The sequence below is a fragment of the Proteiniclasticum sp. genome, from assembly GCF_032054185.1.
GTDB lineage: Bacteria > Bacillota > Clostridia > Clostridiales > Clostridiaceae > Proteiniclasticum.
The window spans coordinates 100,353-126,971 of the sequence record NZ_DAMBTF010000006.1; the positions used below are offsets into that span (position 1 = coordinate 100,353).

Annotated in this window: 22 protein-coding genes and 1 riboswitch; of the genes, 12 read left to right on the plus strand and 10 right to left on the minus strand. The window is 42.0% G+C overall.

Annotated elements, in window-relative coordinates:
• Nucleotides 1-6: 6 nt before the first annotated feature.
• Entirely contained in the window at nt 7-1,656 is a 1,650-nt protein-coding gene (gene hcp, locus RTX25_RS04990; protein WP_312651237.1) for a hydroxylamine reductase, read from the minus strand.
• A 431-nt stretch (nt 1,657-2,087) separates the two neighbouring features.
• On the opposite strand from hcp, the gene RTX25_RS04995 reads away from it, so the two are divergent.
• From RTX25_RS04995 to nrdG, 3 genes are all read left to right on the plus strand, one after another.
• Complete coding sequence (locus RTX25_RS04995; RefSeq protein WP_312651240.1) at nt 2,088-2,744, plus strand: Crp/Fnr family transcriptional regulator; 657 nt, start codon at nt 2,088-2,090, stop codon at nt 2,742-2,744.
• An 82-nt stretch (nt 2,745-2,826) separates the two neighbouring features.
• Nucleotides 2,827-2,968, plus strand: a riboswitch (adenosylcobalamin (AdoCbl) riboswitch).
• A 59-nt stretch (nt 2,969-3,027) separates the two neighbouring features.
• Nucleotides 3,028-5,370 (plus strand): anaerobic ribonucleoside triphosphate reductase, encoded by a 2,343-nt coding sequence (locus tag RTX25_RS05000; protein ID WP_312651243.1) that lies wholly within the window; start codon nt 3,028-3,030, stop codon nt 5,368-5,370.
• Entirely contained in the window at nt 5,363-5,872 is a 510-nt protein-coding gene (gene nrdG / locus RTX25_RS05005) for an anaerobic ribonucleoside-triphosphate reductase activating protein (protein ID WP_312651246.1), read from the plus strand. The genes RTX25_RS05000 and nrdG overlap by 8 nt, the downstream gene beginning before the upstream one ends.
• A gap of 77 nt (nt 5,873-5,949) precedes the next feature.
• On the opposite strand, the gene rho is transcribed toward nrdG, so the two are convergent.
• The 3 genes from rho to RTX25_RS05020 all read right to left on the minus strand — a co-directional run bounded on the left by rho (nt 5,950) and on the right by RTX25_RS05020 (nt 10,113).
• Nucleotides 5,950-7,497, minus strand: a complete 1,548-nt coding sequence (rho, locus tag RTX25_RS05010) for a transcription termination factor Rho (RefSeq protein ID WP_312651248.1) — start codon at nt 7,495-7,497, stop codon at nt 5,950-5,952.
• A 428-nt stretch (nt 7,498-7,925) separates the two neighbouring features.
• Nucleotides 7,926-9,527, minus strand: a complete 1,602-nt coding sequence (locus RTX25_RS05015) for a CTP synthase (protein WP_312651250.1) — start codon at nt 9,525-9,527, stop codon at nt 7,926-7,928.
• A 166-nt stretch (nt 9,528-9,693) separates the two neighbouring features.
• The gene (locus tag RTX25_RS05020; protein WP_312651254.1) at nt 9,694-10,113 is read right to left on the minus strand and encodes a DUF1934 domain-containing protein; all 420 of its coding nucleotides are present in this window, start codon (nt 10,111-10,113) and stop codon (nt 9,694-9,696) included.
• A gap of 212 nt (nt 10,114-10,325) precedes the next feature.
• Here RTX25_RS05020 and RTX25_RS05025 point away from each other — a divergent pair, with 212 nt between their 5' ends.
• A complete protein-coding gene (locus tag RTX25_RS05025; RefSeq protein WP_312651256.1) occupies nt 10,326-11,477 on the plus strand; it encodes an MGDG synthase family glycosyltransferase in 1,152 nt (383 codons plus the stop codon).
• 104 nt (nt 11,478-11,581) lie between these two features.
• Here the strand turns inward: RTX25_RS05025 and ispE are convergent, their stop codons facing one another.
• The 4 genes from ispE to RTX25_RS05045 all read right to left on the minus strand — a co-directional run bounded on the left by ispE (nt 11,582) and on the right by RTX25_RS05045 (nt 13,907).
• The gene (ispE, locus tag RTX25_RS05030) at nt 11,582-12,424 is read right to left on the minus strand and encodes a 4-(cytidine 5'-diphospho)-2-C-methyl-D-erythritol kinase (RefSeq protein WP_312651259.1); all 843 of its coding nucleotides are present in this window, start codon (nt 12,422-12,424) and stop codon (nt 11,582-11,584) included.
• 101 nt (nt 12,425-12,525) lie between these two features.
• Entirely contained in the window at nt 12,526-12,762 is a 237-nt protein-coding gene (locus RTX25_RS05035; protein WP_312651261.1) for a Veg family protein, read from the minus strand.
• Between the two features lie 184 nt (nt 12,763-12,946).
• Nucleotides 12,947-13,501 carry a Gx transporter family protein gene (locus RTX25_RS05040; RefSeq protein ID WP_312651374.1) on the minus strand — a complete coding sequence of 185 codons (555 nt, stop codon included), beginning with the start codon at nt 13,499-13,501 and terminating at the stop codon, nt 12,947-12,949.
• Nucleotides 13,494-13,907: a NusG domain II-containing protein gene (locus RTX25_RS05045; protein WP_312651264.1), complete on the minus strand. Its 414-nt coding sequence runs from the start codon at nt 13,905-13,907 to the stop codon at nt 13,494-13,496. Before RTX25_RS05045 ends, RTX25_RS05040 begins: the two co-directional genes overlap by 8 nt.
• 193 nt (nt 13,908-14,100) lie before the next feature.
• On the opposite strand from RTX25_RS05045, the gene RTX25_RS05050 reads away from it, so the two are divergent.
• Nucleotides 14,101-14,562 carry an FMN-binding protein gene (locus RTX25_RS05050; RefSeq protein WP_312651267.1) on the plus strand — a complete coding sequence of 154 codons (462 nt, stop codon included), beginning with the start codon at nt 14,101-14,103 and terminating at the stop codon, nt 14,560-14,562.
• A gap of 31 nt (nt 14,563-14,593) precedes the next feature.
• Here the strand turns inward: RTX25_RS05050 and RTX25_RS05055 are convergent, their stop codons facing one another.
• A complete protein-coding gene (locus tag RTX25_RS05055; protein WP_312651270.1) occupies nt 14,594-17,515 on the minus strand; it encodes a penicillin-binding transpeptidase domain-containing protein in 2,922 nt (973 codons plus the stop codon).
• A 371-nt stretch (nt 17,516-17,886) separates the two neighbouring features.
• Here RTX25_RS05055 and RTX25_RS05060 point away from each other — a divergent pair, with 371 nt between their 5' ends.
• From RTX25_RS05060 to glmS, 7 genes are all read left to right on the plus strand, one after another.
• Nucleotides 17,887-18,582: a response regulator transcription factor gene (locus RTX25_RS05060; RefSeq protein WP_312651272.1), complete on the plus strand. Its 696-nt coding sequence runs from the start codon at nt 17,887-17,889 to the stop codon at nt 18,580-18,582.
• The gene (locus RTX25_RS05065) at nt 18,572-20,194 is read left to right on the plus strand and encodes a HAMP domain-containing sensor histidine kinase (protein WP_312651275.1); all 1,623 of its coding nucleotides are present in this window, start codon (nt 18,572-18,574) and stop codon (nt 20,192-20,194) included. Before RTX25_RS05060 ends, RTX25_RS05065 begins: the two co-directional genes overlap by 11 nt.
• Nucleotides 20,195-20,315: 121 nt before the next feature.
• Nucleotides 20,316-21,509, plus strand: coding sequence for a hypothetical protein (locus tag RTX25_RS05070; RefSeq protein ID WP_312651277.1), 1,194 nt, complete (start codon nt 20,316-20,318; stop codon nt 21,507-21,509).
• Nucleotides 21,510-21,525: 16 nt separating this feature from the next.
• Nucleotides 21,526-21,798 (plus strand): acylphosphatase, encoded by a 273-nt coding sequence (locus RTX25_RS05075; protein ID WP_312651280.1) that lies wholly within the window; start codon nt 21,526-21,528, stop codon nt 21,796-21,798.
• 177 nt (nt 21,799-21,975) lie between these two features.
• Nucleotides 21,976-22,227, plus strand: a complete 252-nt coding sequence (locus RTX25_RS05080) for a CDGSH iron-sulfur domain-containing protein (protein WP_312651282.1) — start codon at nt 21,976-21,978, stop codon at nt 22,225-22,227.
• A gap of 56 nt (nt 22,228-22,283) precedes the next feature.
• A complete protein-coding gene (locus RTX25_RS05085) occupies nt 22,284-22,766 on the plus strand; it encodes a hypothetical protein (RefSeq protein WP_312651283.1) in 483 nt (160 codons plus the stop codon).
• 372 nt (nt 22,767-23,138) lie between these two features.
• Nucleotides 23,139-24,965 (plus strand): glutamine--fructose-6-phosphate transaminase (isomerizing), encoded by a 1,827-nt coding sequence (gene glmS, locus RTX25_RS05090; protein ID WP_312651286.1) that lies wholly within the window; start codon nt 23,139-23,141, stop codon nt 24,963-24,965.
• A 75-nt stretch (nt 24,966-25,040) separates the two neighbouring features.
• Here the strand turns inward: glmS and RTX25_RS05095 are convergent, their stop codons facing one another.
• Nucleotides 25,041-26,462, minus strand: coding sequence for an MATE family efflux transporter (locus tag RTX25_RS05095; protein WP_312651289.1), 1,422 nt, complete (start codon nt 26,460-26,462; stop codon nt 25,041-25,043).
• Nucleotides 26,463-26,619: the final 157 nt, after the last annotated feature.

Here is a 26,619-nt window from a genome sequence, read left to right on the forward strand (position 1 = left end):
CATAGATTACTGTGCCATGAAGAGTTCAATGTCTTCATCCACTTCACCGATTGGGCTGATTCCGAATTTTTCAACAAGGACATTTGCCACGTTAGGTGAGAGGAATGCAGGTAGTGTTGGTCCCAGGTGAATATTCTTGACACCAAGGTGCAGCAGTGCCAGAAGAACGATGACCGCTTTCTGCTCATACCATGCAATGTTGTATGCGATAGGCAGATCATTGAGATCCTCAAGTCCGAAGATCTTCTTTAGGGTAAGCGCAATGACAACCAGGGAATAGGAGTCGTTGCACTGTCCTGCATCAAGCACTCTAGGAATTCCGCCGATGTCACCCAATGGAAGCTTGTTGTATCTGTATTTTGCACAGCCTGCAGTGAGGATAACTGAATCCTGTGGAAGCTTTTCAGCAAATTCAGTGTAGTAGTTTCTGGAGTTCATTCTTCCGTCGCATCCTGCCATAACGACAAACTTTCTGATGGCGCCGCTCTTCACCGCATCCACTACCTTATCTGCCAGTGCGATGACCTGTGCATGAGCAAATCCGCCGACGATCTTTCCTGTTTCGATTTCTGTTGGTGATTTTAGCTTCTTGGCCATTTCGATGATTGCAGAGAAATCTTTGATGCCATTTTCATCAGCTTCGATGTGTGTGCATCCTGGGAATCCTGAAGCACCTGTTGTAAAGATTCTATTTCTCAGGCTTTCATTTCTAGGCGGAACGATACAGTTTGTCGTAAAGAGTACCGGTCCGTTGAAGGATTCAAATTCTTCGACCTGTTTCCACCAGGCGTTTCCATAGTTACCCACAAAGTTGTCATACTTTTTGAACTCAGGATAATAGTGAGCAGGAAGCATTTCACTATGGGTATAGACATCCACTCCTGTTCCCCTTGTCTGCTCAAGAAGCTGCTTAAGATCGGTAAGATCATGTCCTGATATCAGGATAGCAGGTTTATCGCCTACGCCGATGTTGACTTCTGTCACTTCAGGATTACCGAACATGGAAGTGTTGGCATCATCAAGAAGCGCCATCGCACTCACTCCAAGCTCTCCTGTCTTCAGTGTCAGGGCAACAAGCTCATCTGCAGACAATGTATTGTCCAGTGTTGCAGCCAGAGCCTCATAAGTAAAGGCATATATGCTCTCGTTCTCTTTTCCGATATTCAGCGCATGATGTGAATATGCAGCCATACCCTTAAGTCCGTAGGTGATCAGTTCTCTAAGAGATCTTACATCTTCGTCTTTAGTCGCAAGTACACCGACAAGTCTCGCCTTCTTCAGCATCGACTCCCTATCTGAAACAGCAAATGAAGCAGCGTCCGAATATTTATCAAGACCCGCTGCTGATTTCAGGCTCTCTCTATAACCGATCATCCTGTTGATCTGACCCTCAATAGCCGCTTCATCAAAGTTTGCATTGGTGATGGTCATGAAGAGTGAATTGATCACTTCATGGTTGATCTCGCTTATCGCGGTGACATCCAGTTTTCCGTTAACTACGATCTGCGAGATTCCTTTGATGGTGTAGATCAGAAGATCCTGCAGATTAGCCACTTCAGGGTTCTTTCCACAGACACCGATGATTTCGCACCCGGTACCCCTTGACGCTTCCTGACACTGATAGCAGAACATGGCCTGTTGATCTTTAATTGACATATTTATTCCTCCTTAAGATGTGAACTGTTTTACAATTGCTGAATTACGAACTAAAATGATAAATAAATGTAATTATCCTTGACCTAAGAATTCACAATTATTTAGAGTGATTTCTTAATATTATTATGATATTTTAGTTTATTAGAAGTAAGATTATCGGATTTCCGATAATGCTGATTTATTTCTGCTTATGACTGAGATCTTCAATCAATCTACGAGATGATTATAATAGAACAGTAACTATAAAACTGTAACATCTGTTACACTTTATGAAATATAATATTTTTTACGATATGCAGATAGTTTATGAGAATGCAGCAGCATATAAGAGAATGGCAGTTTCCTTTGAGGCAGCTCTGACTTATAATAGACGGATATGAAGAATATCATATGCCTGAAAAATATGACGAGGTAAAAGCATGCAAATCAATATGATTAATTTACAGAAGAATTCTTTATTCAGAAATATGAGTGAAGAAGAAATCAATAGAATCTTAGATTTTACAAACTGCATACAGGAAACATACGAAAAAGACACGATCGTGATCGAGGAAGGGGAATCGTGTGATACCATCGGATTTGTTCTGGATGGAACACTGACCATACAGCAGTATGGAAGAAGCGGTGATGCGTTGACCATCAACGTTTTCAGACATGGAGACTGTTTCGGCGCACCTCTTCTCTTTACCAGTCACGCGAAATATCCCTTTACCCTTGTCACCACTACAAAAAGCACAGTACTCTTTATCCCCTTTGCACAGATGAAGCATATGCTGGAAGAGAGCAGTACATTCAATCTCAACTACCTTACTTTTCTCTCCAATCATATCTTCGTTTTGAAGAACAAGATAAAGATACTGGCACACAACGATGTTCGCTCAAGGCTCATGATCTACTTCTCCAAAGAGATGGAATTTGCAGGAGATGCCAGATTTAAAATGAGACATAAGAAGACCGAAATCGGAGAAATCATCAAGGTGGCAAGACCCTCTGTCTCAAGGGAACTTTCCAATATGGAAAGAGACGGTCTCATCAGCATCAAAGGCAGTGAGGTAACTATTCTAGCCCCTGAGGACTTCATACTGTAGTGTGAATAATACGACATGTAGATAAGATTTCACTTTTCAACCGACACAACATGTAGTATAGTAATCCTGTAACAACACAATATATTGAATATTATCGTCGCAAGAGCAGGGAAACAGGTTAGATTCCTGTGCGGTGCCGCCACTGTAAGAGATCATTCTCTAAGCCAGATTGCTGCCTTGATGACGCTCAGCCACGCTTTACGTCGCATAAAGCAGGTCTGCTGAAAAGTGGATCTCTCTTTGCCTGTAAAGAAAGATCCACTTTATTTTTTGGAGGTACAATATGGAAAACAGACAGTTCACCCTTCTGAATGTGCAGAAAAGAGACGGTAGAGTCCTGCCCTATGACCGAAGCAAAATCGCAACAGCACTCACGAGAGCCTTTCAGGCTGAGAAGATGCCCTTTACGGAAGAATCCATAACCGAGCTCGTCCTTTGGGTAGAAGAGCAGATCAGTAAGGATGCCAGGTCTTTGCCTGTCGTAGAAGAGATTCAGGACTTTGTCGAGCTTGCCCTTCAGACCAAAGGCTATTTCAACGTGGCAAAAGCCTATATCCTATACCGAAACCACAGAAGCAGAACAAGATCGATGAAATCAGATCTTATGAAGATCTATGAACGCATCACATTTGAAGATGCTGAAAATGATGATCTGAAAAGAGAAAATGCCAATGTAGATGGAAACACAGCCATGGGCACCATGCTGAAATACGGTTCAGAAGGAGTTAAAGACTTTACGAAGCTGTTTGTCCTCCATCCGGAGCATGCAAAAGCCCACGAAGAGGGACTCATCCATATCCATGATATGGATTTCTACAACTTCACCACAACATGTGCCCAGATTGATCTGAAAAAGCTTTTTAAAGGTGGATTCTCCACAGGACACGGTTTTCTGAGAGAGCCTCAGGATATTCTGAGCTACAGCGCCTTAGCCTGTATCGCCATACAGTCCAATCAGAACGATCAGCATGGCGGGCAGAGCATACCGAATTTCGACTATGCCATGGCGGAAGGTGTCCGCAAGACCTATGTGAAGCAGTTTAACCAGAATCTGATAAAAGCGCTGTCACTGTTCTCCGTAAGCTGTGACGAAAACGAACTGAAGACAATAAATCAGAACTTAATGATCCAAGGTATCCACAACCGCATGGGAGATACACAGGAATTTGAAGAGGCGCTTAGAAAACACTTCACAAAAAATAGTCTAAGCAAGGAAATGATTGAGAAGGCCATAACCTTTGCAGGAAATGAAGCAATGCTAGAAACGGACCGAAAAACCTATCAGGCTATGGAAGCCTTTATCCACAACCTGAATACCATGAATTCACGGGCAGGTGCACAGGTTCCGTTCTCATCCATAAATTATGGTACGGATACAACTCCTGAAGGCAGAATGGTGATGAAGAATCTTCTGCTGTCTCTTGAAAGAGGGCTGGGAAATGGTGAAACACCAATATTCCCGATTCATATATTCAGAGTGAAAGATGGCGTAAACCTCAATGAAGGCGAAGTAAATTTTGATCTGTTTGAACAGGCAGCCGCCGTCAGCGCCAAGAGACTCTTTCCGAATTTCTCTTTTCAGGATGCACCATTTAATCTAAAGTATTACAGAGAAAATGATCCCGAATCTGAAATATCATATATGGGCTGCAGGACAAGAGTCATATCGAATGTCACAGACCCGTCTCTTGAAACGCCCTACGGAAGAGGCAATCTCAGTTTTACCTCAATCAATCTTCCAAGACTTGCCATTCTGTCAGAAGGAAGTGAAGAGAAATTCTTCGAGAGACTTGATCTTGCACTGGATCTTGTGGTCTCCCAGCTTCTGGACCGGTTCAGCATTCAGAAAGCGAAAAAAGCGAAGAACTTTCCTTTCCTTATGGGTCAGGGTGTATGGAGAGGCAGTGAAGAGCTCGCTCCTGAAGATACCCTGGAAAACGTACTGAGGCACGGTACACTTTCAGCAGGCTTCATCGGCCTTGCGGAAGCGCTCGTTTCCCTTACAGGTGCTCATCACGGAGAAAATCAGCATTCAAGAGAACTCGGTCTTAAGATCGTTTCTCACATGAGAGAAAGGATGGATCGGGAAAGCCAGATAAGAAACCTGAATTTCTCACTCATCGCCTCCCCCGCTGAAGGTCTATCTGGGCGGTTTGTCGCTTTAGACAGGAAAGAGTTCGGCAAAATTTCAGGAGTCACAGACAAAGCCTATTACACCAACAGCTTCCATGTACCGGTTTTTTACCCTGTGACCTCATTCGAAAAAATCGACATAGAATCACCGTATCATGAACTGACAAATGCAGGCCATATCACCTACGTGGAACTTGATGGTGACGCTGGGAAAAACCCCAAGGCATTCATGAAAATCATAAGACACATGCAGAAATCCGGTATCGGCTATGGTTCCATCAATCACCCTGTGGATTTCGATCCCGTATGCGGTCATCATGGAATCATAGGAGATGTATGCCCAAGATGCGGAAGAACCGAAGAAGATGTGCCGTTTACAAGAATCAGAAGAATCACAGGTTATCTGGTAGGCTCCCTTGACCGGTTCAACAATGCAAAGCTCAGCGAAGTCAGGGACAGAGTGGTTCATGGTAAAGGTCAGAATAATGCTTAGAATTGCAGGTATTGTCAAAGAGTCAATTACCGATGGTGAAGGATTAAGGCTGGTCATTTTTGCCCAAGGCTGCGCACATAAGTGCCCTGGTTGTCACAACCCCGAAACCCACTCCTTTGAAGGCGGTTACCAGATTGAAGATGAGGAAATCATTGATCTCATTCTGAAAAACCCTCTCCTGGATGGTGTCACGTTCTCAGGAGGGGATCCACTCTTCCAGGCTGAAGCTTTCCACCAGCTGGCGCTTCTGATCAGAAAAAAAGTCACTCCTCATCATCCTCACTTTACGATCATGGCCTATACAGGATTTACCTTTGAGAGACTACTCGAGCAAAGGGATCTTTATATACCGCTTCTTCATGAAATCGATGTGCTCATCGATGGACCTTTTGTTGAATCTGAAAGATCGTTTGATCTTAATTTTAAAGGTTCATCCAATCAGAGAATACTTGATATGAGAGAAACACTGAAAACGGAGAAGCCTGTGCTATATAGGATGTAACAGAAGATTTAGGAATAGGAAAGACTTTGAGTAACCCGCTAGGCGTGTGATGTGCTCAAAGTCTTTTTTTGTGTTTACTATTTAAATACCTGAGTGCTCTTCAGGTGACTGATGAAATCATCATTGTTTTCCGACTGACTCATCATCCGTATAAGATCCTCTGTAACCCGATCAGCACTTCCGCTTGAATTCATCTGTCTTCTGATATTCATGGTCATTTCATACTCATCTGCTGACAGAAGGGCATTTTCTTTTCTCGTTCCTGACTTGTAGATATCGATAGCAGGGAAGACTCTTCTTTCCTGAAGTCTTCGATCAAGGTGCACTTCCATATTTCCTGTACCTTTAAACTCTTCGAAAATCATATCATCCATTCTTGATCCCGTATCCACTAGAGCTGTGGCAAGTATTGTAAGACTTCCGCCCTCTTCAATGTTTCTTGCGGCCCCAAAGAACTTTTTAGGCATAATGAGCGCTGCAGGATCAAGCCCTCCTGAGAGTGTTCTTCCAGAGGGATTTACTGTAAGATTATACGCTCTTGCAAGTCTTGTTATGGAATCCATAAGAATGACTACATCCTGTTTCTGCTCGACCATTCGTTTGGCGCGTTCAAGAACCATTCTGGCCACCTTTGTATGATGATCCGGTTCTTCATCAAATGTGGAATAAATGACCTCCCCATTTATGCTTCTCTGCATATCCGTAACTTCTTCCGGTCTTTCATCAATAAGGAGAACAATGATTTTGATGCTGGGATGATTCAGTGCGATGTTCTGGGCAATCTTCTTCATGATGGTGGTCTTACCGGCTTTAGGCGGGGCAACAATGAGACCTCTCTGGCCTTTCCCCATAGGGGCCATAAGATCGATGATTCTTGTGGAAAGATCATTTTCGGATGGTACTTCAAGCTTTATCCGCTCTTCAGGATAAATCGGTGTGAGCCTGTCGAAATAAGGTCTTCCAATGGATTTCTCAGGGTTTTCCCCATTGATTTTTTCGATGTAATTCAAGCCCGCAAATTTCTCCCCTTCTCTGGGATAACGGGCATACCCTATGACTTCATCCCCTGTTCTAAGATCGAATCTTCTGATCTGAGGTGGCGAAACATAGATATCTTCAGGACTTGTCAGATAGTTCTGACCTCTAAGAAATCCGAAATTGTTCATATCAAGGATTTCAAATACACCTCTGCAGTCAAATTCATTGGAGTATTTTACTCTTCTGGTGTCCTCGTTTCGAATAAAATTATAAGTTTCATTTCTAACTGCAGGTATCTGCGAATCAGATACTGACTTCTCTACATTATTCTGTAGAAGGTCAGTGTTTCCAGCTGGCTCATCAGACTGATCAGGTTCCGATACACGTGTTTGTGCCGTTTTTTCCTGAGATTCACCAACTTTCGGTTCATTCACTGCGGCGGAGTCATTCACTTCTGCAGCTTCTGATGAATGAACATTTTCCATCTTTATTTCCTCTTTAACTTCAGCTTTCATGATGTCATCAAGAAGCGAAATGAGTTCACCTTTCCGGTACTTCATCAGATTCTTTATCTTATGTTCTTTTGCAAGAATTCTGAGCTCGTCAAGTTTAAGCTTTGACAGCTCCTGTATTTTTTCATTGGACATATTTTTACCACTCCTTATATAGGGGTCTATGGATATTTTCTATTAATTTTCATAATATATGCTCATTAAGGAAATTATGATTTGAATTTATCAGATTTGCTGCAGAACCATGCAAGAGTTGCATTAATTTTATATGATCACTATTCAGAAAAAATCGCTGTACAATTTTGATTGAAATTTCTTTTAAACGTATATACTTTGAAATCCGACAAAGATGCTGGTCATTCAAGATATTTCCGAGAATCAGTTTTGATAAGATTATGCACTTGTAAATTGAGCTTATCTTATATCAAAAATATAAAAAAGTAAAGTGAAAAGACATCATCTCTCACTTTACTGTACTGTAGAAAACCTTACTTACTCCAGCTTTCAGGCAGTGGTAAGAAAGACAGCATTCATTTAAAATGCTGTCTTTTATCTTTCACAGATTATCTTTTCACGCAGGCGTTGATGAATCCTTTAAATAGCGGATGAGGGTTGTTTGGTCTGCTCTTCAGCTCCGGATGAAACTGCGAAGCCACAAACCATTTATGTCCCGGAATCTCGATGATTTCCACAAGATTTTTCTTCGGATTGATTCCACTGAATCTCATACCCTTATCCTCAAATAACTTAAGATAATCATTGTTGAACTCGTATCTGTGACGATGTCTTTCGTAAATGGTATCCCTTCCATAAGCCTCTTCCGCAAATGAACCACTGCTCAGTTTCGCTTCATACAGGCCGAGTCTCATTGTTCCACCCTTCTCCTCAATGTTGATCTGCTCAGGCATCAGGTCAATAACAGGATCTGATGAGTTCTCATCAAACTCGCTGCTGTTGGCATTTTTGAGTCCAAGCACATTCCGTGCGAATTCAATGACCGCAGTCTGCATACCGAGACATATCCCAAGAAACGGAACATTATGAGTCCTTGCAAATCCGATAGCGAGAATCTTTCCTTCAATTCCTCTTGTACCAAATCCTCCCGGAACAAGAATACCTTCAACATCAGAGAGTTCCTCTTTCAGATTGTCTTCTGTGAGATTCATCGCATTGACCCACTTGATCTCAACCTCTACTCCATTCGCAAGACCTCCATGTGAAAGAGCTTCAACGACGGAAAGATATGCATCATGAAGCTCCACATACTTTCCGACAAGTGCAATTCTGACCTTCTTCTCCAGATGCTTCATCTTGTGCACCATAGCTTCCCATGCACTATTGTCGATAGCATCACAATTAAGACCGAGCTTCTCACAGACAAGTGTATCTAACCCTTCCTTATGGAGCATCAGCGGTACTTCATATAGTGTATCTGCATCAAGATTCTGGATAACTGCCCTTCCTTCAACGTTGCAGAAAAGTCCGATCTTATTTCTCAGCTCCTCCGGAATCTCCTTCTCCGATCGGCAGACGATGATATCAGGCTGTATACCGATGCTGCGGAGTTCCTTTACGCTATGCTGTGTCGGTTTTGTCTTCAGTTCTCCGGCTTTGCCTAAATACGGCACCAGTGTCACATGGATAAACAGGACATTATCCTGACCTGCATCATACTTCACCTGTCGTATGGCTTCAAGAAACGGAAGAGATTCGATGTCACCGACAGTTCCGCCAATTTCCGTAATGACAACATCCACTTCTTCAGACCTGGAAACGCTGAAGATCTTCTCTTTGATTTCATTCGTGATATGAGGAATAACCTGTACAGTTCCACCAAGGTAATCCCCTCTTCTTTCTTTGCTGATGACGTTCCAGTAGATTCTTCCTGTGGTTACATTGCTGTCCTGAGAGAGATTCTCGTCAATAAATCTTTCATAATGTCCAAGGTCAAGATCTGTTTCTGCACCATCATCAGTGACAAAAACTTCTCCGTGCTGATAAGGACTCATGGTACCGGGGTCCACGTTGAGATAAGGATCAAATTTCTGTATGGTCACCTTCATTCCTCTGTTCTTGAGCAGTCGACCCAAAGAAGCTGCCGTGATTCCCTTACCAAGAGATGATACGACTCCACCGGTGACGAAAATGTATTTTGTATTTCTCATTTTTTTCTCCCTCCGCCTATTGACAAGTTCTGTTCATTTGGTATAATTGGAATTACCCCATAAATATAATGGGGTAATTATTGAGTAAATTAAATATAAAAATAATGATAGCATACTTTTTTCCCATACGCTACCATTATTTTTGTATTTCATTGCTCTTTTTTTATTATAGAGTTTTCTGGTTTCTGGTAATCCTGATGAACATCTCGTTCCTGTCGCCCGGATCCCCTGCAATTTCAAGACGATAACGGATATAGATATCGATGGTGTCTGCCGCTCTACCAACCGACAGCTGATCCGTTTCCAGAGCCATGGACATTGCACCCACGCTCATCTTATAGACAAAAACATCTTTATGGTGCTCTCTAAACACCATCCTTGATTCAATATTCCCAGTCCGAACAATTTCTAGATGATCCTTGTCTATAGACAGCTTCGTAAAGACACCCTCCATCCCTGTTAGGACGCTTTCTTCATAGGAAACGAGAGTTTTTCCGTCACTTTCTTCGAGATTGCCCAGATAAACAACCTCTATTGGTTCTTCATTGAATTTATTGCTTCGTACTTCTATCTTGACTTTATTCATCTTACACCTCTTAACTGTCATGCTATATATTAACTTATTTTAAGAATCATTCTCTTAAAAATTAACAGCGTCTTAATATTTATATTATAAACTATAATAAGTTACATATCAGTAGAATCACAAAACCGCGCCTTTCATTTATGAAGGTTTTTATTGATGATTTATGATATTCGCGCAATAATAGTATAAAGATTGAAAATATGAGGTGCAGCATGAAAGCATTAATTCTGTCGGTTTCGACAGGTGGCGGTCATGGAAGGGCAGCTGAGGCAATCAGAGAATCTATCCTGATCAACGAACCTGAATCTGAGGTTAGAATCATCGATACCATTAAATACATCAGCCCGTTCCTGGACAAGCTTGTAGTAGGTACCTACTTACGAAGCATTCGCCACTACCCGTCATTTTTTAAATATCTGTATAAACATTCCGATGAGGATGGAAGATTCTTCAAGTCTTCAACAATCGGAAACGATTATATCACTAAGCAGCTTTACCCTACAATAGTAGAATTTGAGCCGGATATCATCATTGCAACGCATGCATTTACCGCTCAGGTACTCTCTATTCTGAGGAAAAAATTCGGCTGGCAGAAACCGTCTCTGGTCGTTATGACGGATTATGCTTCTCACGCTTTCTGGGTACACCGAAACGTGGATGCATATGTCGTCTCAAACGAAGACATGGTTCATGAACTTGTGCTTAGAGGACGTGATCAGAGTATGATCTTCCCTTATGGCATTCCGATTTCTCAAGCGTTTTTCAAACTCAAATCCAAGAGCCAGATCTATCATGAGCTTAATCTTGATGAAACCAGAAAAACGCTGACTATAGTCGGCGGAAGTCTAGGCATGGGAAATATAGAAGAGATTCTTCAGGAAATCGTCTCCGTAACTCTGGATATTCAGATCATCGTTCTTACCGGTAGCAACACCAAACTGTTCAACAAAGTCATGGATATCAGCAAGGAATGCAGCAAATGCATCCTCCCGCTCCATTACTGTGACAACATGAATGAGATTTTATCCATTACCGATCTTCTGGTCACAAAGCCCGGAGGTCTGACCCTAACGGAAAGCTTTATAACAGGGACTCCTCTTGCAATTTATTCGGCAATCCCCGGACACGAGGTTCAGAATGCGGATTATCTTTTCAGGCATCACCTGGCAATCGATCTTGGTACAGGTGAAAAGTGTGCGGAGATCATACAGAATGCACTGACCGATGACAGTCTCCTGGAAAACTTAAGAACTCGCTCAAAAGCCAACGGTAAGCCCAAAGCTGCCCAGAACATATATACCCTATCCAGAAGACTGATCAGTGAAAAAAACTGCAGTCATCTCGGTGAACTCGTAGATTTATAGAAACAGTAATTATCCTGTCAATTACAAAAGGAATGCAGTTCATTTATGAACGCATTCCTCTTTTCTTTCTATATTTCATTTACCAGTTCTATGAAAAGAACACTTTATATGGTTCTTGTCAGAATGACCTCATTACCGTTCTTATGAAGAGCTCTGGCTGCATTTTCCGCATGCTGTTCATCAGTGAATATACCGTAGATTGTCGGACCGCTGCCGCTCATGAGCGTGATGACCGATCCTGACTTCTGCATGGAAAGCTTGATGCTCTTTAACACAGGATATCGCCTGAGCACAACATTCTCAAGAAGATTTCTCGAAAAGTAGCTCATTCCCTTAAGATCATTTTCCCCCATCGCCTTGATGAGCTTGTCGGTATCCACATGTCTGTTGATCTTATCCAGCTCAAATCCGCCATAGGCATCCTTGGTTGACACACCGAAGGACGGTTTGACAAGTAGAACAATATGATCCTTAAAAGGTTTAAGAGACGTTACAACCTCCCCTACACCCTCGCATAGACATGTTCCTCCCCTGATACAGAACGGTACATCCGCCCCCAGTTTAAGCCCCGCGTCCATAAGCTCTTTCTCAGTCATCTTCAGATTAAAGATCTCATTCATCCCTTCGAGAACAGCAGCAGCATCAGCACTCCCTCCAGCAAGCCCCGCAGCCACTGGGATCTTTTTCCTGATGTCGATTCGCACACCTTTTCTTATATCTTTCAGCTCCATAAGAAGTTTAGCCGCTTTATATGCGATATTTCTTTCATCAACAGGAACATAGTCCTTATCACAGGTGACCAGTATCCCTTTTTCAGTCTCACTGATTTCAATTTCATCATGGAGTTCAAGTGTCTGCATGACCATCTCCAGAAGATGATAACCGTCTTTTCGTTTACCTATGATGTCCAGAGAAAGATTGATTTTTGCATGTGCCTTCAATAACACGTCAACACCTACTTTTTCATATTATCTTATCATTATTGCAAATTTACCCTGAATAATCCACAAAAAAATAAAGTACCGGAAATACCGGTACCGTGTACATACTAATTCTTGTATGAAAGTGTCACTGTTTTCGTCAGCACATCAGAGTAACTAAAGCTTACGCAACCTTTTGCGTCGTTATCGAGTCTCACTACGAATATACTTGGGTAAACCTGTTCAATGGTTCCTGTACTTTCGTACATCTTTCTTCTACCCACGTTTGCTTTGAGTTTTACATCGCGGCCAACATTCTTCTCGATTTCGTTCTTAATGTCTGTAATATTGTTGTAATATTCCATAAAAACACCTTCTTCCGAATATCATTATACACCAGTACCCTCCTGTTGTCAAATTGTTAACTTTTAATATTAGCACCACAGAAAGCCGATGTCAATGGTTAACAAAAAATTAATTTTTACTGATACAATAAAAAAGTACAGGTATAAACTATCCTGTACTAATCATTATATTACCTTTTGAAATTTACCGGTTCTTGATGAAGATGTCGCCTTCTTTCAGTTGACTGATTCTGTTTACAGCTTTAATCTTGCTCATATGTCCAATGATATAATTCGCGGCGATACCTATAAATATACCTGTACCGATCCCTATGAATGTCAGAACGGGCAGATACATCATAACTGTCCAGTTTCTTACAATATAAGATGCAACCAGAAGCTGTCCGATATTATGACTAACAGCACCTGCTCCACTGACCCCAATGATGCTGACTTTATCTTTAAGAAGATTCTTGACGATGGTCATGGAGAACAGACTAAGCAGTCCACCGCTCAAACTGAAAAGAAAAGAGGATAATGTTCCGCCAAACATGGTCGCAAGCGCAACTCTCAGGATCACGACCACAACGGTGGACTTAAAGCCAAGAATATACAGTGAAATGATGGTGAAAACATTTGCCAGCCCCAGTTTTGCTCCGGGTATCCCTATCGGCAATGGAATCATCCCTTCAATGACATGCAGGACAAGTGCCTGTGCCACGATAAGAGAGATGAATATCATTTTAGTTGTCTTATTCATGGTTGTCACTTATCCACCCAGTTATGATGTCCGCATCATTTTCGTCAGGTGTTTCTCCTTTAACTTCTATTACTACTCGGTTTGGCAGACAGACGATGGTTTCCCCTGGTCTTGAGATGTACTCCGGAGAGTAGCATATCTTATCGGGGCAGTCCGCTTCGTACATGCCTACTTTCTCATCAATGAATTCCACGATATTGACGCCCAGATCGGTTTCGATTCTGATTTCTTTCCGTCCTTCATTTCCGGTAAGCTGAACGGTATCATAAAGCTCTCCTTCAACCTTGATCTCAACATAGTATCCACCTGAATCAGCTCGTGCATTAAGGGTAAAGATCAGTGCGGGTATGAAGGAAGCCACAACAAACAGACTGATTACGATGACATCCCATTTTTTAACTTTCATTTCCTTCACCCTTTCAATATATAAAAATAACTGTTCCAAAATAGTATTATATCAGATTACGCAGATGATTTGAATGCTTTGACTCAATCTGCGATAAAATCCTCACAAAGCAATTCGTCGAATTAAATTGCGTAAAATTCATTTTTAGTTTATGATGAACTCTATAATCAAGAATATTCGGGAGGAATGCCACTTGAAAAAAATACTTCGCACGAGTGTCCTGGCACTTATCACTGCCGGTCTTTTCACAGGATGCAGCACCCCTAAACCTGAACCGCTGATTGATGGTACATATTCAGTTATGTTTGATCAGCCGGATTCAACAGACTGGAAAGCTTTCATGACCATCGAAATCAGCGGTGGTAGGATTACAGAGATAAACTACGATTATGAAGGCACCGGTGAAAACGAAGGCAAGCTCAAATCAGAAGATGTAGCATATAACGAGGCGATGTTTGCAACTAAAGGGACAAAACCGACCATATATCTGGAAGAACTTGAAAAGAGCCTTCTGGAACACCAGGATCCCGACAAAGTGGACACAGTATCTGGAGCGACCACGTCGTCAAAAGATTTCAGAACCTTCGTAGAAGCCGTTTTAAAGGCTTCCCGTGAAGGAAATGAAGCACCCATCATCATCAGTCAGTATGAGTAAAAGTATGCACAAAAATGTGCATACTTTTATTTTACGGCTGATTTTCTTCTTTTGCAGCTTCTCCATCTTTCACATCAGAGGTTATTTCGATTTCCGGTTCTTCCCCGTAGTAAGATATTGTTTTAGGGACTTCATAATCATATTTTCTCTTGTAATCAGGATATTCTGTTTTCAGTTTTTCTTCAAAGTACTCTTCAAACACAGCTAGAGAGATCGGCGCAACGAATGCTCCTCTTGTGATGTCATATACGATAACAGCTACCACAATTTCAGGATCTTCGATGGGCGCAACCGCAGTATAGACACCAAAGGCAGCTCTTCCGAACTCTTCCTGATTTGTCTTCCAAGTCGCTGTACCTGTCTTTCCGCCATTAGCGATGGGAAAGTCCTTAAATACGCTATAGGAGCCTCCCCCAGGCTTTGTGGAGTCCTGCAGACCTTTTTTCAGTGCTGCAACACTGGAAGGTTTTATTCCTGTCTCTTCAAGAATAACCGGCTCGTTTTCCTGAATCACATTCCCTTCTGCATCCAGAATTTTACCCACAAGGTTTGTCTTATATCTGGTCCCGCCATTTGTGATGGTAGCCAGAGCATTTGCCACCTGAAGCAGAGAAACCTGATTGTCTCCCTGTCCAAGAGATGAGTTCAGTACGTTTCTTGGACTGATGATTTCTGTTGTCTGGTCGTAGACGATCTTATTTGCAAGCTCTACGGCATACATATTCGGTTTGCCAAGGGCTGCTGCAGTTTCTTCCGGAAGAAGTGCGATATAATCTCCAATAGCCTTTTCAAGATCACTGATGAGCACCTTGATGTCCTGTCTCTTCAGACTGTTTGCATCTTCAAGACTGATGTCCAGGCTTTCCCTTATCACTGCTTTGATGTTTTCCTTAGCAGCTTCAAGTGTCTTCTCATTAGAGTTATCAATTCCGATATCAAGCGGCGGGAAACTGCCTATACCCGATCGTGGTCTACCTGCTTTCAGGAATGCCACCACATCAAACATGAAGAGTTTCTTCGTCAGTTCTACCTTGGTGTAGTGATTATAGACGTTTCCAGCAGTGTTCTCGGTAATTTCAATTCCTGTCGTGCTGTGGTCCGGTTCCTCCGGATTATGTCCAAGTCCGAGTTTCCAGGCCCATTCGGCCAGTGCATTAAGGCCTTTCGCCTGATAGAGCCTGTAACCCACATCGGCAAAATAGACATTAGAGGATTTGGCGATGGCTCTGGCAAGATCGGTACTTCCATAGGCTCCTCCACCTTCATTGGTAATGGCACTGCCTACCTGTGAATTCGTGAACGCTCCGTTGTCTCGGATGATCGTTGAAGGTGTAATGACGCCTTCTTCAAGAGCAGCAAGTCCTGTGATGAGCTTGAACGTCGATCCTGACGGTACAAGTCCTTGTGTCGCGTAGTTGAAGAACGGCTTGGCATAAAGGTCGTTGATGTCGTTGACCGTTCCGTCATCATTGAAACGGAAAAGATCATCCGGGGTAGCCTTTCTCATCTTTTTCGTCTTTTCGTCTTCTGTCATTCTTACATTTTTCTTTTCTATTAGCTGCTCAGCAAATGATCTGTAGTCAGGAGTAAAGAACTCCTTATACATCTCACTTGACAGTCTGCCGGGTACCGCGAAGATGTTTGGATCATAACTTGGATAGCTGGCCATAGCCAGCACATTCCCGGTATCCACTTCAAGAGCCACAACCGCACCTCTTGTTGCATTGGATGAATCCTGATGGTAACCTGCTATTCCATGATTTGTCTTCACAGTGGAATACTCTATGATGATATCTTTCAGCGCCTGCTCAGCGGCATGCTGAAGATCAAGATCAAGGGTCAGCTGAACGGTATCACCCGGATAGGTTTCCAGTTCGAAGAGTTCACTCACCGTACGCCCGTTCTTGTCCACTTCAACAGTTCTCACACCTTTGCTGCCTTTAAGTCTGTCTTCATAAGCAGCTTCAATACCTGAAACTCCGATATAGTCTTTTGAAATATCATATCCTTTTTCCAGATACTTACTCTGGGAGCCTGCAGGTATAGGATTGAGATATCCGAGAACATGTGAAGCCATGGTTCCATAGGGATAGAGTCTGATGGGATTGGTCTCCACATCGATTCCAGGAAGATCGCTCAACTGCTGAAGAAAAGTGAATGCGCTTTCCTCAGTCATGTTATTGACCAGAGTGACCGCTTTGGAACCAGAGTAGCTTTCCATCTTGATTGCATCTCTTATGAGAAGATACGCTCTTATGGTTCCCCAGTCATACTCTTCAAGAAGCGCATCATGAATTTCTTTTCCCGACTTCTTTGAAAAGACTTTTTTCTCCTCTGGTGTCAGATCCAGAGCTTCATAAAGCTTATAGAACTCCATCAGATAGTAGTAGGTATCTTCTGGTGAAAATTCAAGAATCAGTTCATCCAGTCTGTCCGTCTCCGCTTCATTAAGTTCAGATATTCTTGATTTACCGGTCTCTTCACTCATGATTGTGTTGAAAAGAAAATCATTGATACCCCGGTCTTTCTTAAAACGAAGTTCCGATTTTTCAATGAACGAAGGATCTTCGGAACCGAACTCAAAGCGGAAGGGATCGGTTTTCAGGCTGAAAGTGTCATTGATTGACTGCCCGGATTTCCCCAGCAGTTCCTGAACCTTGTCTATGGTCCTGTAGATTTCCTTTCTTGACTCGGTGGTATCCACATAGATAAGATTATAGCTCTGAAGAGAAGTTGCCAGGACATTGCCTTTTGCATCTTTAATCTCTCCCCTTGGCGCTGCATAGTCTATATTTTTGATAAACTCCACATTTGCACGGGCATAGTATTCGTCGCCATGGATCACCTGAAGGTCCACCATCTCATTAATGAGCAGTGAAAAAATCAGGATCATCACAACCACAAGTCCTGTATATCTATTCAGTCTCTTTTTCTTTTTATTGCTAAAATTCATCTCATCACCCTAAGTTTTATTCGTTCTCTATTATACATGTTTTACATGCGTCATTTCATAATCTGCTGGTCTATTTTATCCAAATAAAAGAATACATGAAAGTTCTTAAGAACAGTTTAATCTCATCTGATTTTCATTGGAATGCATGTCCGATTTCCATACTTCCCTTTCCAGAATATAGTATAATTGACATAGCGCAGGATTTTCATCCGAAAATCCTCTGTTTCACCAAGTTTTAAGGTTTTTCGCTTAATAATTTAAGATGTTATCGATAAGATAAACATTGATTAAGTGAAGCAGAATGTTTAAGTTATCGGTCCAGACCGATTTCCGGAATAGCAGCGAAATAAGCAACCGATGGAGGAAAACAAATGGAAAAGCAGACTATACTCATCGTAGATGACGAAAAGGAAATCAGAGATCTCATCGAGATCTACCTTTCCAACGAAGGATACGAGACCATAAAAGCGACAAACGGTGTTGAGGCTCTTGAGATTGTTGAAAAGACCCATGTCGATCTCATCATCTTAGACATCATGATGCCAAAGAAAGACGGTATCCAGGCCTGTATGGAACTGAGAAAAACAAAGAATATGCCCGTAATCATGCTCTCAGCCAAAACACAGGATATGGATAAAATTCTGGGACTGACATCAGGTGCCGACGATTACCTGACAAAACCGTTCAATCCTCTTGAGCTGATTGCCCGTGTCAAATCACAGTTAAGAAGATATTACACTCTGAACTCGGAAAAACCGAGGAACGAGAATATACTGACACTCGATGACATCACAATCAACATCAATACGAGAGAGGTAAAAAAAGGAACCGACCTCATCAAACTGACAAAAACAGAATTCGATATGCTTGAATACATGACGAGAAATACCGGAATCGTACTATCCGTCGAGAAAATATATGAAAACGTCTGGAAAGAGGAATTTCTGGAATCGGAGAATACAGTAATGGTCCACATCAGGAAACTGAGAGAGAAGATTGAAGATGACCCTAGAAATCCGAGATACATCAAGACCGTATGGGGAGTAGGATACAAAGTTGAAAAATAGGTTCAGAAAACCGAAGAAAGCAGTCCCTGCAAAACCTGATGGAAAGATCGATATGTTCTTTACCTCACTGGATAATCTGATTCGTTCAAAAATCAGCAGCAATATTCAGCTGGAGCTTATTTTTGCTGTGGCTTTCTGTCTGGTATTGGCCTTTCTTGCCTATAACATCACCTTCAATATGACCAGAAAGGTGACTCTTGACCAGTCCATCTCCTATGAACGTGGAATTGACGACATCTCCTCCTCAGCAGACGATATTGCTGAAAGAATGCTGAATGACCTCAGATATAAAGAAGAAGAGGAAATAACAGATGAAATGAGAGAGAATGCACGTTATGCATCGGAGAACAACCCCAATGCCAAACAGTTCAATCTGAATAAGGCGATGGAAAATCTCATTCAGGATTTTTCAAGAACCAGCACCCTGAAAGTTGTGGTGACAGACCTTAACGGGGATATTCTATATAAAACGGAAAACGTGATGGAGACTTCTCTGGATATTTTTTCTGTAATCAAATCTGCATACGACATAGATTATTACAGGCCGGAACAGCTTGAAGAGCAGTCTGCAAGCGAACTGATTTTCGTGTACCCCATGAATTTTCTGAAGAATGATATCTACCTTGTTATAAAGGATACACCCGTAGCAGATATTCAGACCACACCCACATACAGCTACAACAGTTCCCTCGCGATTTTCATCGGATTCCTTTTCTTCATCTCCGGATTCCTCATTCTCACGAAAAACAAAATGGACTATATTCAGGAGCTTTCCAACACAGTCCATATCATATCAACCGGTGACCTGAAGTATGCCGCCCCTGTAAAAGGAAACGACGAGCTGACGAATCTCGCTAAAAGCATCAATGTCATGGCCAGAGATATCGATGAAAGAATCGAGGAAGAGAGACATCTTGAAAAAACAAAACAGGAACTCATCACAAACGTTTCTCATGATCTGAGAACTCCTCTGACTTCCATAATCGGATATCTCGGTCTTGCTCAGTCCCAGAAAATCTCTGCAAAGCAGAAGGATGAGTATATCGATATCGCCTATTCCAAATCCGAAAGACTGAAAGAACTGATCAACGAACTGTTTGAATATACCAAGCTTCAGAGTCCTGACAACAAACCGAATTTTACAGCAGTCAACCTCGTGGATCTTCTGGATCAGCTCATTGAAGAGATGATTCCCATGGCAGAGGAAAGAGGTCTCAGCATCACAAAATCTGTCGTCAAAAAAGACATCTTTCTTCAGGCTGACGTTCCGCAGATTGTAAGACTCTTTGAAAACCTTATTTCCAACGCCATAAAATATTCTTATACCAGTGATCCGATACTTCTTTCTGTACTTGGTATCGATGCATCAGGCTATGTGACGATCAGTATTGAAAATACCATCGACGAAATCAGTGACGAGGAAATCTCGAAGATGTTTGAACGTTTCTACAGACTGGAAAAATCAAGATCCAGTGAAACAGGTGGTAGCGGACTCGGTCTTGCCATTTCTGAAGGAATTGTACATCTGCATGAAGGAAAGATTTATGCCAGGAAGATAAATGAACAGCGTATTGCAATCACTGTAAAACTTCCCGTACTTTCCAATCCATAAGGGATTGCAATACTTTTCTTTATGTTTTATTGAAATCATAATATAATACAAGTATTGATTCTGTTTACGAAAGCAAAATGACGAAATCGAGCAGAAATTACAATTGGTGGAGGCATAACACATGAATTTAGTTAAAGGAATTTTAAACAGGAAGTTTATATTTTTCTACAGTTTCCTGCTGCTGTTGATCGTATACCTGTACTTCAATAACCGTTATGAAAAGCAGGAGATTTCCTATGCAATCATCTATATCATTTTTGGTATGATGATTTCACTGTTTTATATCCTCAAGGATTTCATCTACAATCCGGACAGACTGAACTACAAACAGGTTATTATGGAGGATGCTCTTTTCAATCATAAGGGCGAGATCATAGAAGAGTTTGAATCCTATCCACTGTATCAGGAATTTGTCACATTTCACCTAAGCAGAAAAACTGAGGATCCCTACAGCGAAACTGTTCATTCCCTTCAGGCAGTCAGATACATCAAGAATAAGATGATCGACTCACTTTTCATTCCGCTCCAGACCACCGACCCGATTCTGAAAAACTACACCCTGCCTCTGAATGAAGCAATCGGCCGTTTTTTAAGGTATGCGGGTGATCTGCCTATCATCATATACAATCAGCCCTTTACCCATACGTATCTTAATGTAAAACTGGATAAAGAAGTCCATATATCCTTTATAGATGCGATGAAAATGAGTAAGGATCTATACGGTATTGCCAACAAGCCTCTGAGTCATATTCAGAGATACCTGAAGCTTTATAATCTGGACAGAGATTATGTTGCTGATGCTAAAATTGTCGGAGCAATTTACCTTGACTATATATACACCGTATCAAAGTATCGCTCGAAGGAAGCTAAGAGACTGAAAAGCAAAGGCATATTATCGCAAGTCAGACCTCTACCCGAAAGAAAGCCGGTCACACAGACATCAGCTGAATCCAATTTAGAACATGAAAAACGAACTATGCAGGAGAAACCGAACTATCCACAGAAACGGAACCTCCCTGATAAAGAGTATACATCTCTAAAGCAGGAATTGTCTGAGCATAAAATGCCAGCGGACGAAAAGAAACAGTCGGTCACCCCCACTATCTCCACAAAGGTTCCTGAAGAAGAAAGACGCATCATCACTCATGATGAAACCGAGGAGCATAAGAAATTCGATGCAAAAACACTGGATCGCTTTGCAAAAAATGTCAGCCAGAAAATTGCACAAAGCACATCACAGCTGAAGAACAAATTTAATCCGAGCAAGAATTCACTTGATGATCATCAGTCCGGTTCAAAGGATACCCGGGACTGATAAAAGGCGGTGAACCATGAAACGATACTTAATGATTTTCGAGGGACGTGTTCAGGGAGTGGGATTCAGATATACCACTTATGATCTGGCTCGTTCCCTGTCACTTACCGGACACGTCAGAAATCTCATGAACGGAAATGTTGAAGTGGAAATCCAGGGATCCGAAGAATCCTTCAATCTCTTTCTTAAAGGGGTACTCAAAGGGAACGGATTTATAAGAGTCACGGATTACTCCACGAAAGAGATTCCTGTCGTGGAAGACGAAAAATCATATAAAATTATCGGCTGAAAACACTCACTCACATGTGAGTGTTTTTCTATACCCTTTAGCCACTGCTGCCGAGAAACCACACGAACGGAAAGACAGATTGTTCTGGCCTCATCAGAAAATCACCTATAATAATATGGAAATGTTATAGAATTAAGTATATAATATGATATATAAATAAATGAAAGAGGTGCAAAAATGGATAAACCACAACAAGCAGGAAATAAACCCATTCTCGTTGAACTGAAAGCAGGACAAGAACTATGGTGGTGTGCATGCGGAAAAAGCGCTTCCCAGCCTTTCTGTGATGGAAGTCATAAAGGAACCACTGATATCACGCCTCTCCTCTTTACACATGAAAATGATGGTGTTGCGGCACTATGCACCTGCAAAATGACCAAAACACCACCTTACTGCGACGGATCTCATCTGACACTGAAAGATGAGTAAGTTATAATCTGAACCGTATAGAACATCAATATTAATCGTTATGTGGAGTGAAGAAAATGCTTCTTATTTTTATGGGTGCCAGCTGCACAGGAAAATCTTCCGCTGCAGAAATGATCAGAAAAGACATGAATATACAGGTTTTCACAGGGAAAGACTACCTTCGTCTACACAAAAATGAAAGTGAAGCCAGAAATAAATTTGATGAGATGCTGAAGAAGGCAAGCTTAAGCTCAGGGTGGGCTGATGATTCATTAATCTATATCGTGACAGAGACAGCTGAACTTCAGAAGCTGAAGCCTGCTGAACATGCCTTATTCGTACTGTTCACTGCAGATCCCTCGCTGATTAAGGAAAGATTTGCTGGAAGAATGAAAGGCAATCTGCCTAAGCCTCTTGAAATGATGCTTGAAAAGCAGATGAAGAACTGGGAAGATGTCAGATCCGACCTTTCGTTTGATACAACAGATACAAAGACTGATGAGATAAAAGAAAGAATCATCAGCTATTGTGAAAATAGAACAGTCATCAGCCAGACTTAGGATATTGTCACGGGATTCTATATTAAGATGGGATCCCGTGACATTTTTTCTTGAGTGTCAGCGAAAATGATCATTCTCAGGATGTGAGATAGTTATATAAATAACGATTTTACATTTTAGGGGTATGCATTTTATCGGATTCAAGTTATAATGATTCAGTAAGGCTTAATAGAATAGTGAAATTTCATTATATGAAATAGCGCCAGACCCTGTGAAAACAGGGTGACGAGGACGGAGTTATCGAAAATTCGGCGGATGCTTCGCGGTTACCAACCGATAAATGGCAGGAGAAATACAAGGAGCAATTCTTGGGACAATCCTGTCAGGTGTATTAAGCCTTCCTAAAAATAATTTAGAGAGGGTGTTTTTTTTATGTGTGGAATTGTAGGTTATCTAGGTAACAGAGATGTAGTGGAGGTACTGATCAGCGGATTATCAAGGCTGGAGTACAGAGGTTATGATTCAGCGGGAATATCCGTCATGGAGAATAATCAGGTTTCCATGGTTAAGGCTCAGGGAAAACTGAGAAATCTTGAGTCAAGACTGGAACACACCAGCCTTGACTCTCATATGGGAATCGGACATACACGCTGGGCTACTCATGGTGCTCCTTCAGATGTCAATTCTCATCCCCACAACAGCAACAATAACAGAATCTCCGTTGTACATAACGGAATAATTGAAAATTATATGGAACTTAGAGATAAGCTCGTAAAATTGGGATATAAATTTCTGTCGGATACAGATACAGAGGTCATCCCTAATCTGGTAGACCATTATTATGACGGTGATCTGCTTGAAGCAGTCAGAAAAACGACACAGGAGCTTAAAGGCAGCTATGCATTGGGTGTCATCTCCATAGATGAACCCGACAGAATCGTTGCTACTAGAAAGGACAGCCCTCTCGTGGTTGGACTTGGCGAAAATGAATACTTCATCGCATCAGACGTTCCTGCAGTATTGAACTATACTAAGGAATTTGTCTATCTGAACGATGGAGAGTTTGCAGTACTGTCCAGAGATGCGCTGGCTTTCTATTCAAACGATGGAGAAAAAGTAGACAGAGAGAGCACTGAGATCACCTGGAGTGCAGAGTCTGCAGAAAAAGGCGGCTACGCACACTTCACAATAAAGGAAATCTATGAGCAGCCGAAAGCGCTTAAAGATACCATGACATCAAGAATCGTACCTGGCCAGAGAATAAAGTTGGATGACATCCATATCACAAAGGATATGCTGATGAACTATTCGAGAATCTATATCATAGCATGCGGTACAGCATACCATGCTGGACTCATCGGAAAAGTGGCCATTGAATCACTTTCAAGAATCCCTGTGGAAGTAGATGTTGCCTCTGAATTCAGATACAGAAATCCTGTTATAGACAGCAGAACTCTTGTCATCACCATCAGCCAGTCGGGCGAAACCGCTGATACTCTAGCAGTTCTTAGAGAATCACAGAATCTCGGAGCCAGAGTTATCGCAATTACGAATGTCGTAGGAAGTTCCATCGCACGTGAAGCAGATGACGTCTTCTATACCTGGGCAGGACCTGAAATCGGTGTTGCATCGACAAAAGCCTATCTGACCATGCTTGTGGCAGTTTACTGCATAGCAATATACTTTGCCGAGCTGCTGGGTACACAGGACGCTGAATATCTTGAAGCAATCAAGGTTGAAATGCTGACCTTACCTGAAAAGGTCGCAGAGATCCTCAAAGACACTACAAAGGTAGAGAAATTCGCAGATAAGATTCATGAAGAAAGAGATATCTTCTATCTCGGAAGAGGTCTTGACTATCAGATTGCTGTGGAAGCTTCACTAAAACTGAAGGAGCTTTCCTATATTCATTCAGAAGCTTATCCAGGTGGAGAACTGAAGCATGGTTCCATCGCACTGATCGAAGAAGGAATTTCTGTCATCACTTCCCTGACACAGAGAGATCTGTTTGAAAAGATGCAGAGCAACATCAAGGAAGTTGTATCAAGAGGTGCAAAGGTTCTGGCCATCACCTACGAGAACAACACAGAAGTGGAAAAGTACTCAGACGAGGTCATCTATATCCCGAATACCATGGATATCATCGCTCCGATTCTGGCAGTCGTTCCAACACAGCTTCTTGCCTACTATGTGGCACTTTATAAGGGTCTTGATGTGGACAAGCCTAGAAATCTGGCTAAATCAGTTACTGTAGAATAGAAATAAAGATATGATCTAGTTAATAAGCCCATTGGTTCAGAGATTACTGAACCAATGGGCTTAATCTTATTTGCGCTACTTCAGCTTGATGTACTTCCACTTGTTTGTTCTGAATCTGCCGTAAACAAAGAACCATCTGATGAGCTGATCGGCAAGTACTGCAAGCCATGCACCCATGAGGCCAAGTTCCAGTGTATTCACAAGGATGTTTGCAAGAACCACTCTGAATCCGAACACGCCGATAAAGGTTGCAACCAGTGGCCAGAGCGTATCCCCTGCTCCTCTTAATGCACCGGCCAGTATCAGCTGTGAGGACTGGAAAGGCTGAACAATTGCAATGATTTTAAGTGCCATGGAAGCGTTGTCGATGATCACCGGATCATTTGAATAGAGACTGACAAGCTGTCTCCCGAAGAAGAAAAGAATCAGTGCCATGAATGTCGATATCAGTGATCCTATTTTTCTTGTCTCTTTAGCATATGCCTCCGCAAGACCAAGATTTTTTGCGCCTAGTGAGCGACCAACCATAGACGAAGCTGCTATACCAAAAGCCTGCCCGGGCTGAAAGGACAACCCCAGAATACTCAGAGCAATCTGGTGAGAAGCATAGATTACAGTACCAAGACCCGCTACAATCCTCACAAACAGAAGTACCCCGATTCTAAGTGCCAGTGATTCCATTGAAGCCGGTACCCCCACCTTGATGAGGTTCTGGATCACTGTTTTGTTGTATCTGAATTTCTTCCTGAAATTGACTTTCAAAGGGCTCTCTTTCCTGGTAATATAACGTACCATCATTACGCTGGCAACAACGTGAGAAAGAGCGGTTGATATTGCGGCACCGGTCACACCAAGAGCTGGGAAAAAGAGCAGTCCATAGATCAGTACTGCATTACCGATGACATTAAGAGAATTCACGCGGATATTGATTCTCATAGGTGCCTTTGTTTCTCCAATCCCTCTAAGTGCCGCTGTGATGGACATATTGAAGCTCTGGAACAGATAACCTACCATGATGATTTTGAAGTACAATCTGCCCGCATCAAGGGTATCGGCCTGCGCACCCATAAAGAGCATAATTTCATCTGTAAAAAGTATGCCGAAAGCGAAAAGCGGTATGGCAAGAAACACGAGATTAAGGAGAATGACGTGTTTCAGTACCGAATCTACACGATGGTCCTGCTTAGCCCCCACATATCGAGCGATCATAGCTGTACCCCCGACATTGAGTGCCTGAGCAAGTGAAAGTCCTATAAACATCGGCTGATTGGTGATCCCTACCGCTGCTACAGATGCAGCGGCCAGAGCCTTATCTGCAATCCACCCCAGCATCATCATGTCTACCATACCAAATAATGAACTCATAAGGAGTTCTATGAGGACAGGCCATGCCAGCTGCATTACATCATATCTTATGGGGTTTTTGATAAATGAAAAGAAATCTTTCTTCTCTGCGACTTCAGTTTCTTCTTGTACTGTGCTTTTTTCTTCGTTCATTAATACTCATCCTATCTTTATTCTCATCTAAAATTCAGTTTCCATATCATATTAAGATAACCAGATTATATTATATCATAAGAAAAAACTGCTGCTCTCAAACCCAATACACTTCATTTAAGAAGACGTCAGATTTCGGCAGCAGCATTTTCTGGTG

Coding starts and splice junctions, on each gene's coding strand:
- hcp (WP_312651237.1), bottom strand. CDS start 1,656: ATGTCAATTAAAGATCAACAGGCCATGTTCTGCTATCAGTGTCAGGAA.
- RTX25_RS04995 (WP_312651240.1), top strand. CDS start 2,088: ATGATTAATTTACAGAAGAATTCTTTATTCAGAAATATGAGTGAAGAA.
- RTX25_RS05000 (WP_312651243.1), top strand. CDS start 3,028: ATGGAAAACAGACAGTTCACCCTTCTGAATGTGCAGAAAAGAGACGGT.
- nrdG (WP_312651246.1), top strand. CDS start 5,363: ATGCTTAGAATTGCAGGTATTGTCAAAGAGTCAATTACCGATGGTGAA.
- rho (WP_312651248.1), bottom strand. CDS start 7,497: ATGTCCAATGAAAAAATACAGGAGCTGTCAAAGCTTAAACTTGACGAG.
- RTX25_RS05015 (WP_312651250.1), bottom strand. CDS start 9,527: ATGAGAAATACAAAATACATTTTCGTCACCGGTGGAGTCGTATCATCT.
- RTX25_RS05020 (WP_312651254.1), bottom strand. CDS start 10,113: ATGAATAAAGTCAAGATAGAAGTACGAAGCAATAAATTCAATGAAGAA.
- RTX25_RS05025 (WP_312651256.1), top strand. CDS start 10,326: ATGAAAGCATTAATTCTGTCGGTTTCGACAGGTGGCGGTCATGGAAGG.
- RTX25_RS05035 (WP_312651261.1), bottom strand. CDS start 12,762: ATGGAATATTACAACAATATTACAGACATTAAGAACGAAATCGAGAAG.
- RTX25_RS05040 (WP_312651374.1), bottom strand. CDS start 13,501: ATGAATAAGACAACTAAAATGATATTCATCTCTCTTATCGTGGCACAG.
- RTX25_RS05045 (WP_312651264.1), bottom strand. CDS start 13,907: ATGAAAGTTAAAAAATGGGATGTCATCGTAATCAGTCTGTTTGTTGTG.
- RTX25_RS05055 (WP_312651270.1), bottom strand. CDS start 17,515: ATGAATTTTAGCAATAAAAAGAAAAAGAGACTGAATAGATATACAGGA.
- RTX25_RS05060 (WP_312651272.1), top strand. CDS start 17,887: ATGGAAAAGCAGACTATACTCATCGTAGATGACGAAAAGGAAATCAGA.
- RTX25_RS05070 (WP_312651277.1), top strand. CDS start 20,316: ATGAATTTAGTTAAAGGAATTTTAAACAGGAAGTTTATATTTTTCTAC.
- RTX25_RS05075 (WP_312651280.1), top strand. CDS start 21,526: ATGAAACGATACTTAATGATTTTCGAGGGACGTGTTCAGGGAGTGGGA.
- RTX25_RS05080 (WP_312651282.1), top strand. CDS start 21,976: ATGGATAAACCACAACAAGCAGGAAATAAACCCATTCTCGTTGAACTG.
- RTX25_RS05085 (WP_312651283.1), top strand. CDS start 22,284: ATGCTTCTTATTTTTATGGGTGCCAGCTGCACAGGAAAATCTTCCGCT.
- glmS (WP_312651286.1), top strand. CDS start 23,139: ATGTGTGGAATTGTAGGTTATCTAGGTAACAGAGATGTAGTGGAGGTA.
- RTX25_RS05095 (WP_312651289.1), bottom strand. CDS start 26,462: ATGAACGAAGAAAAAAGCACAGTACAAGAAGAAACTGAAGTCGCAGAG.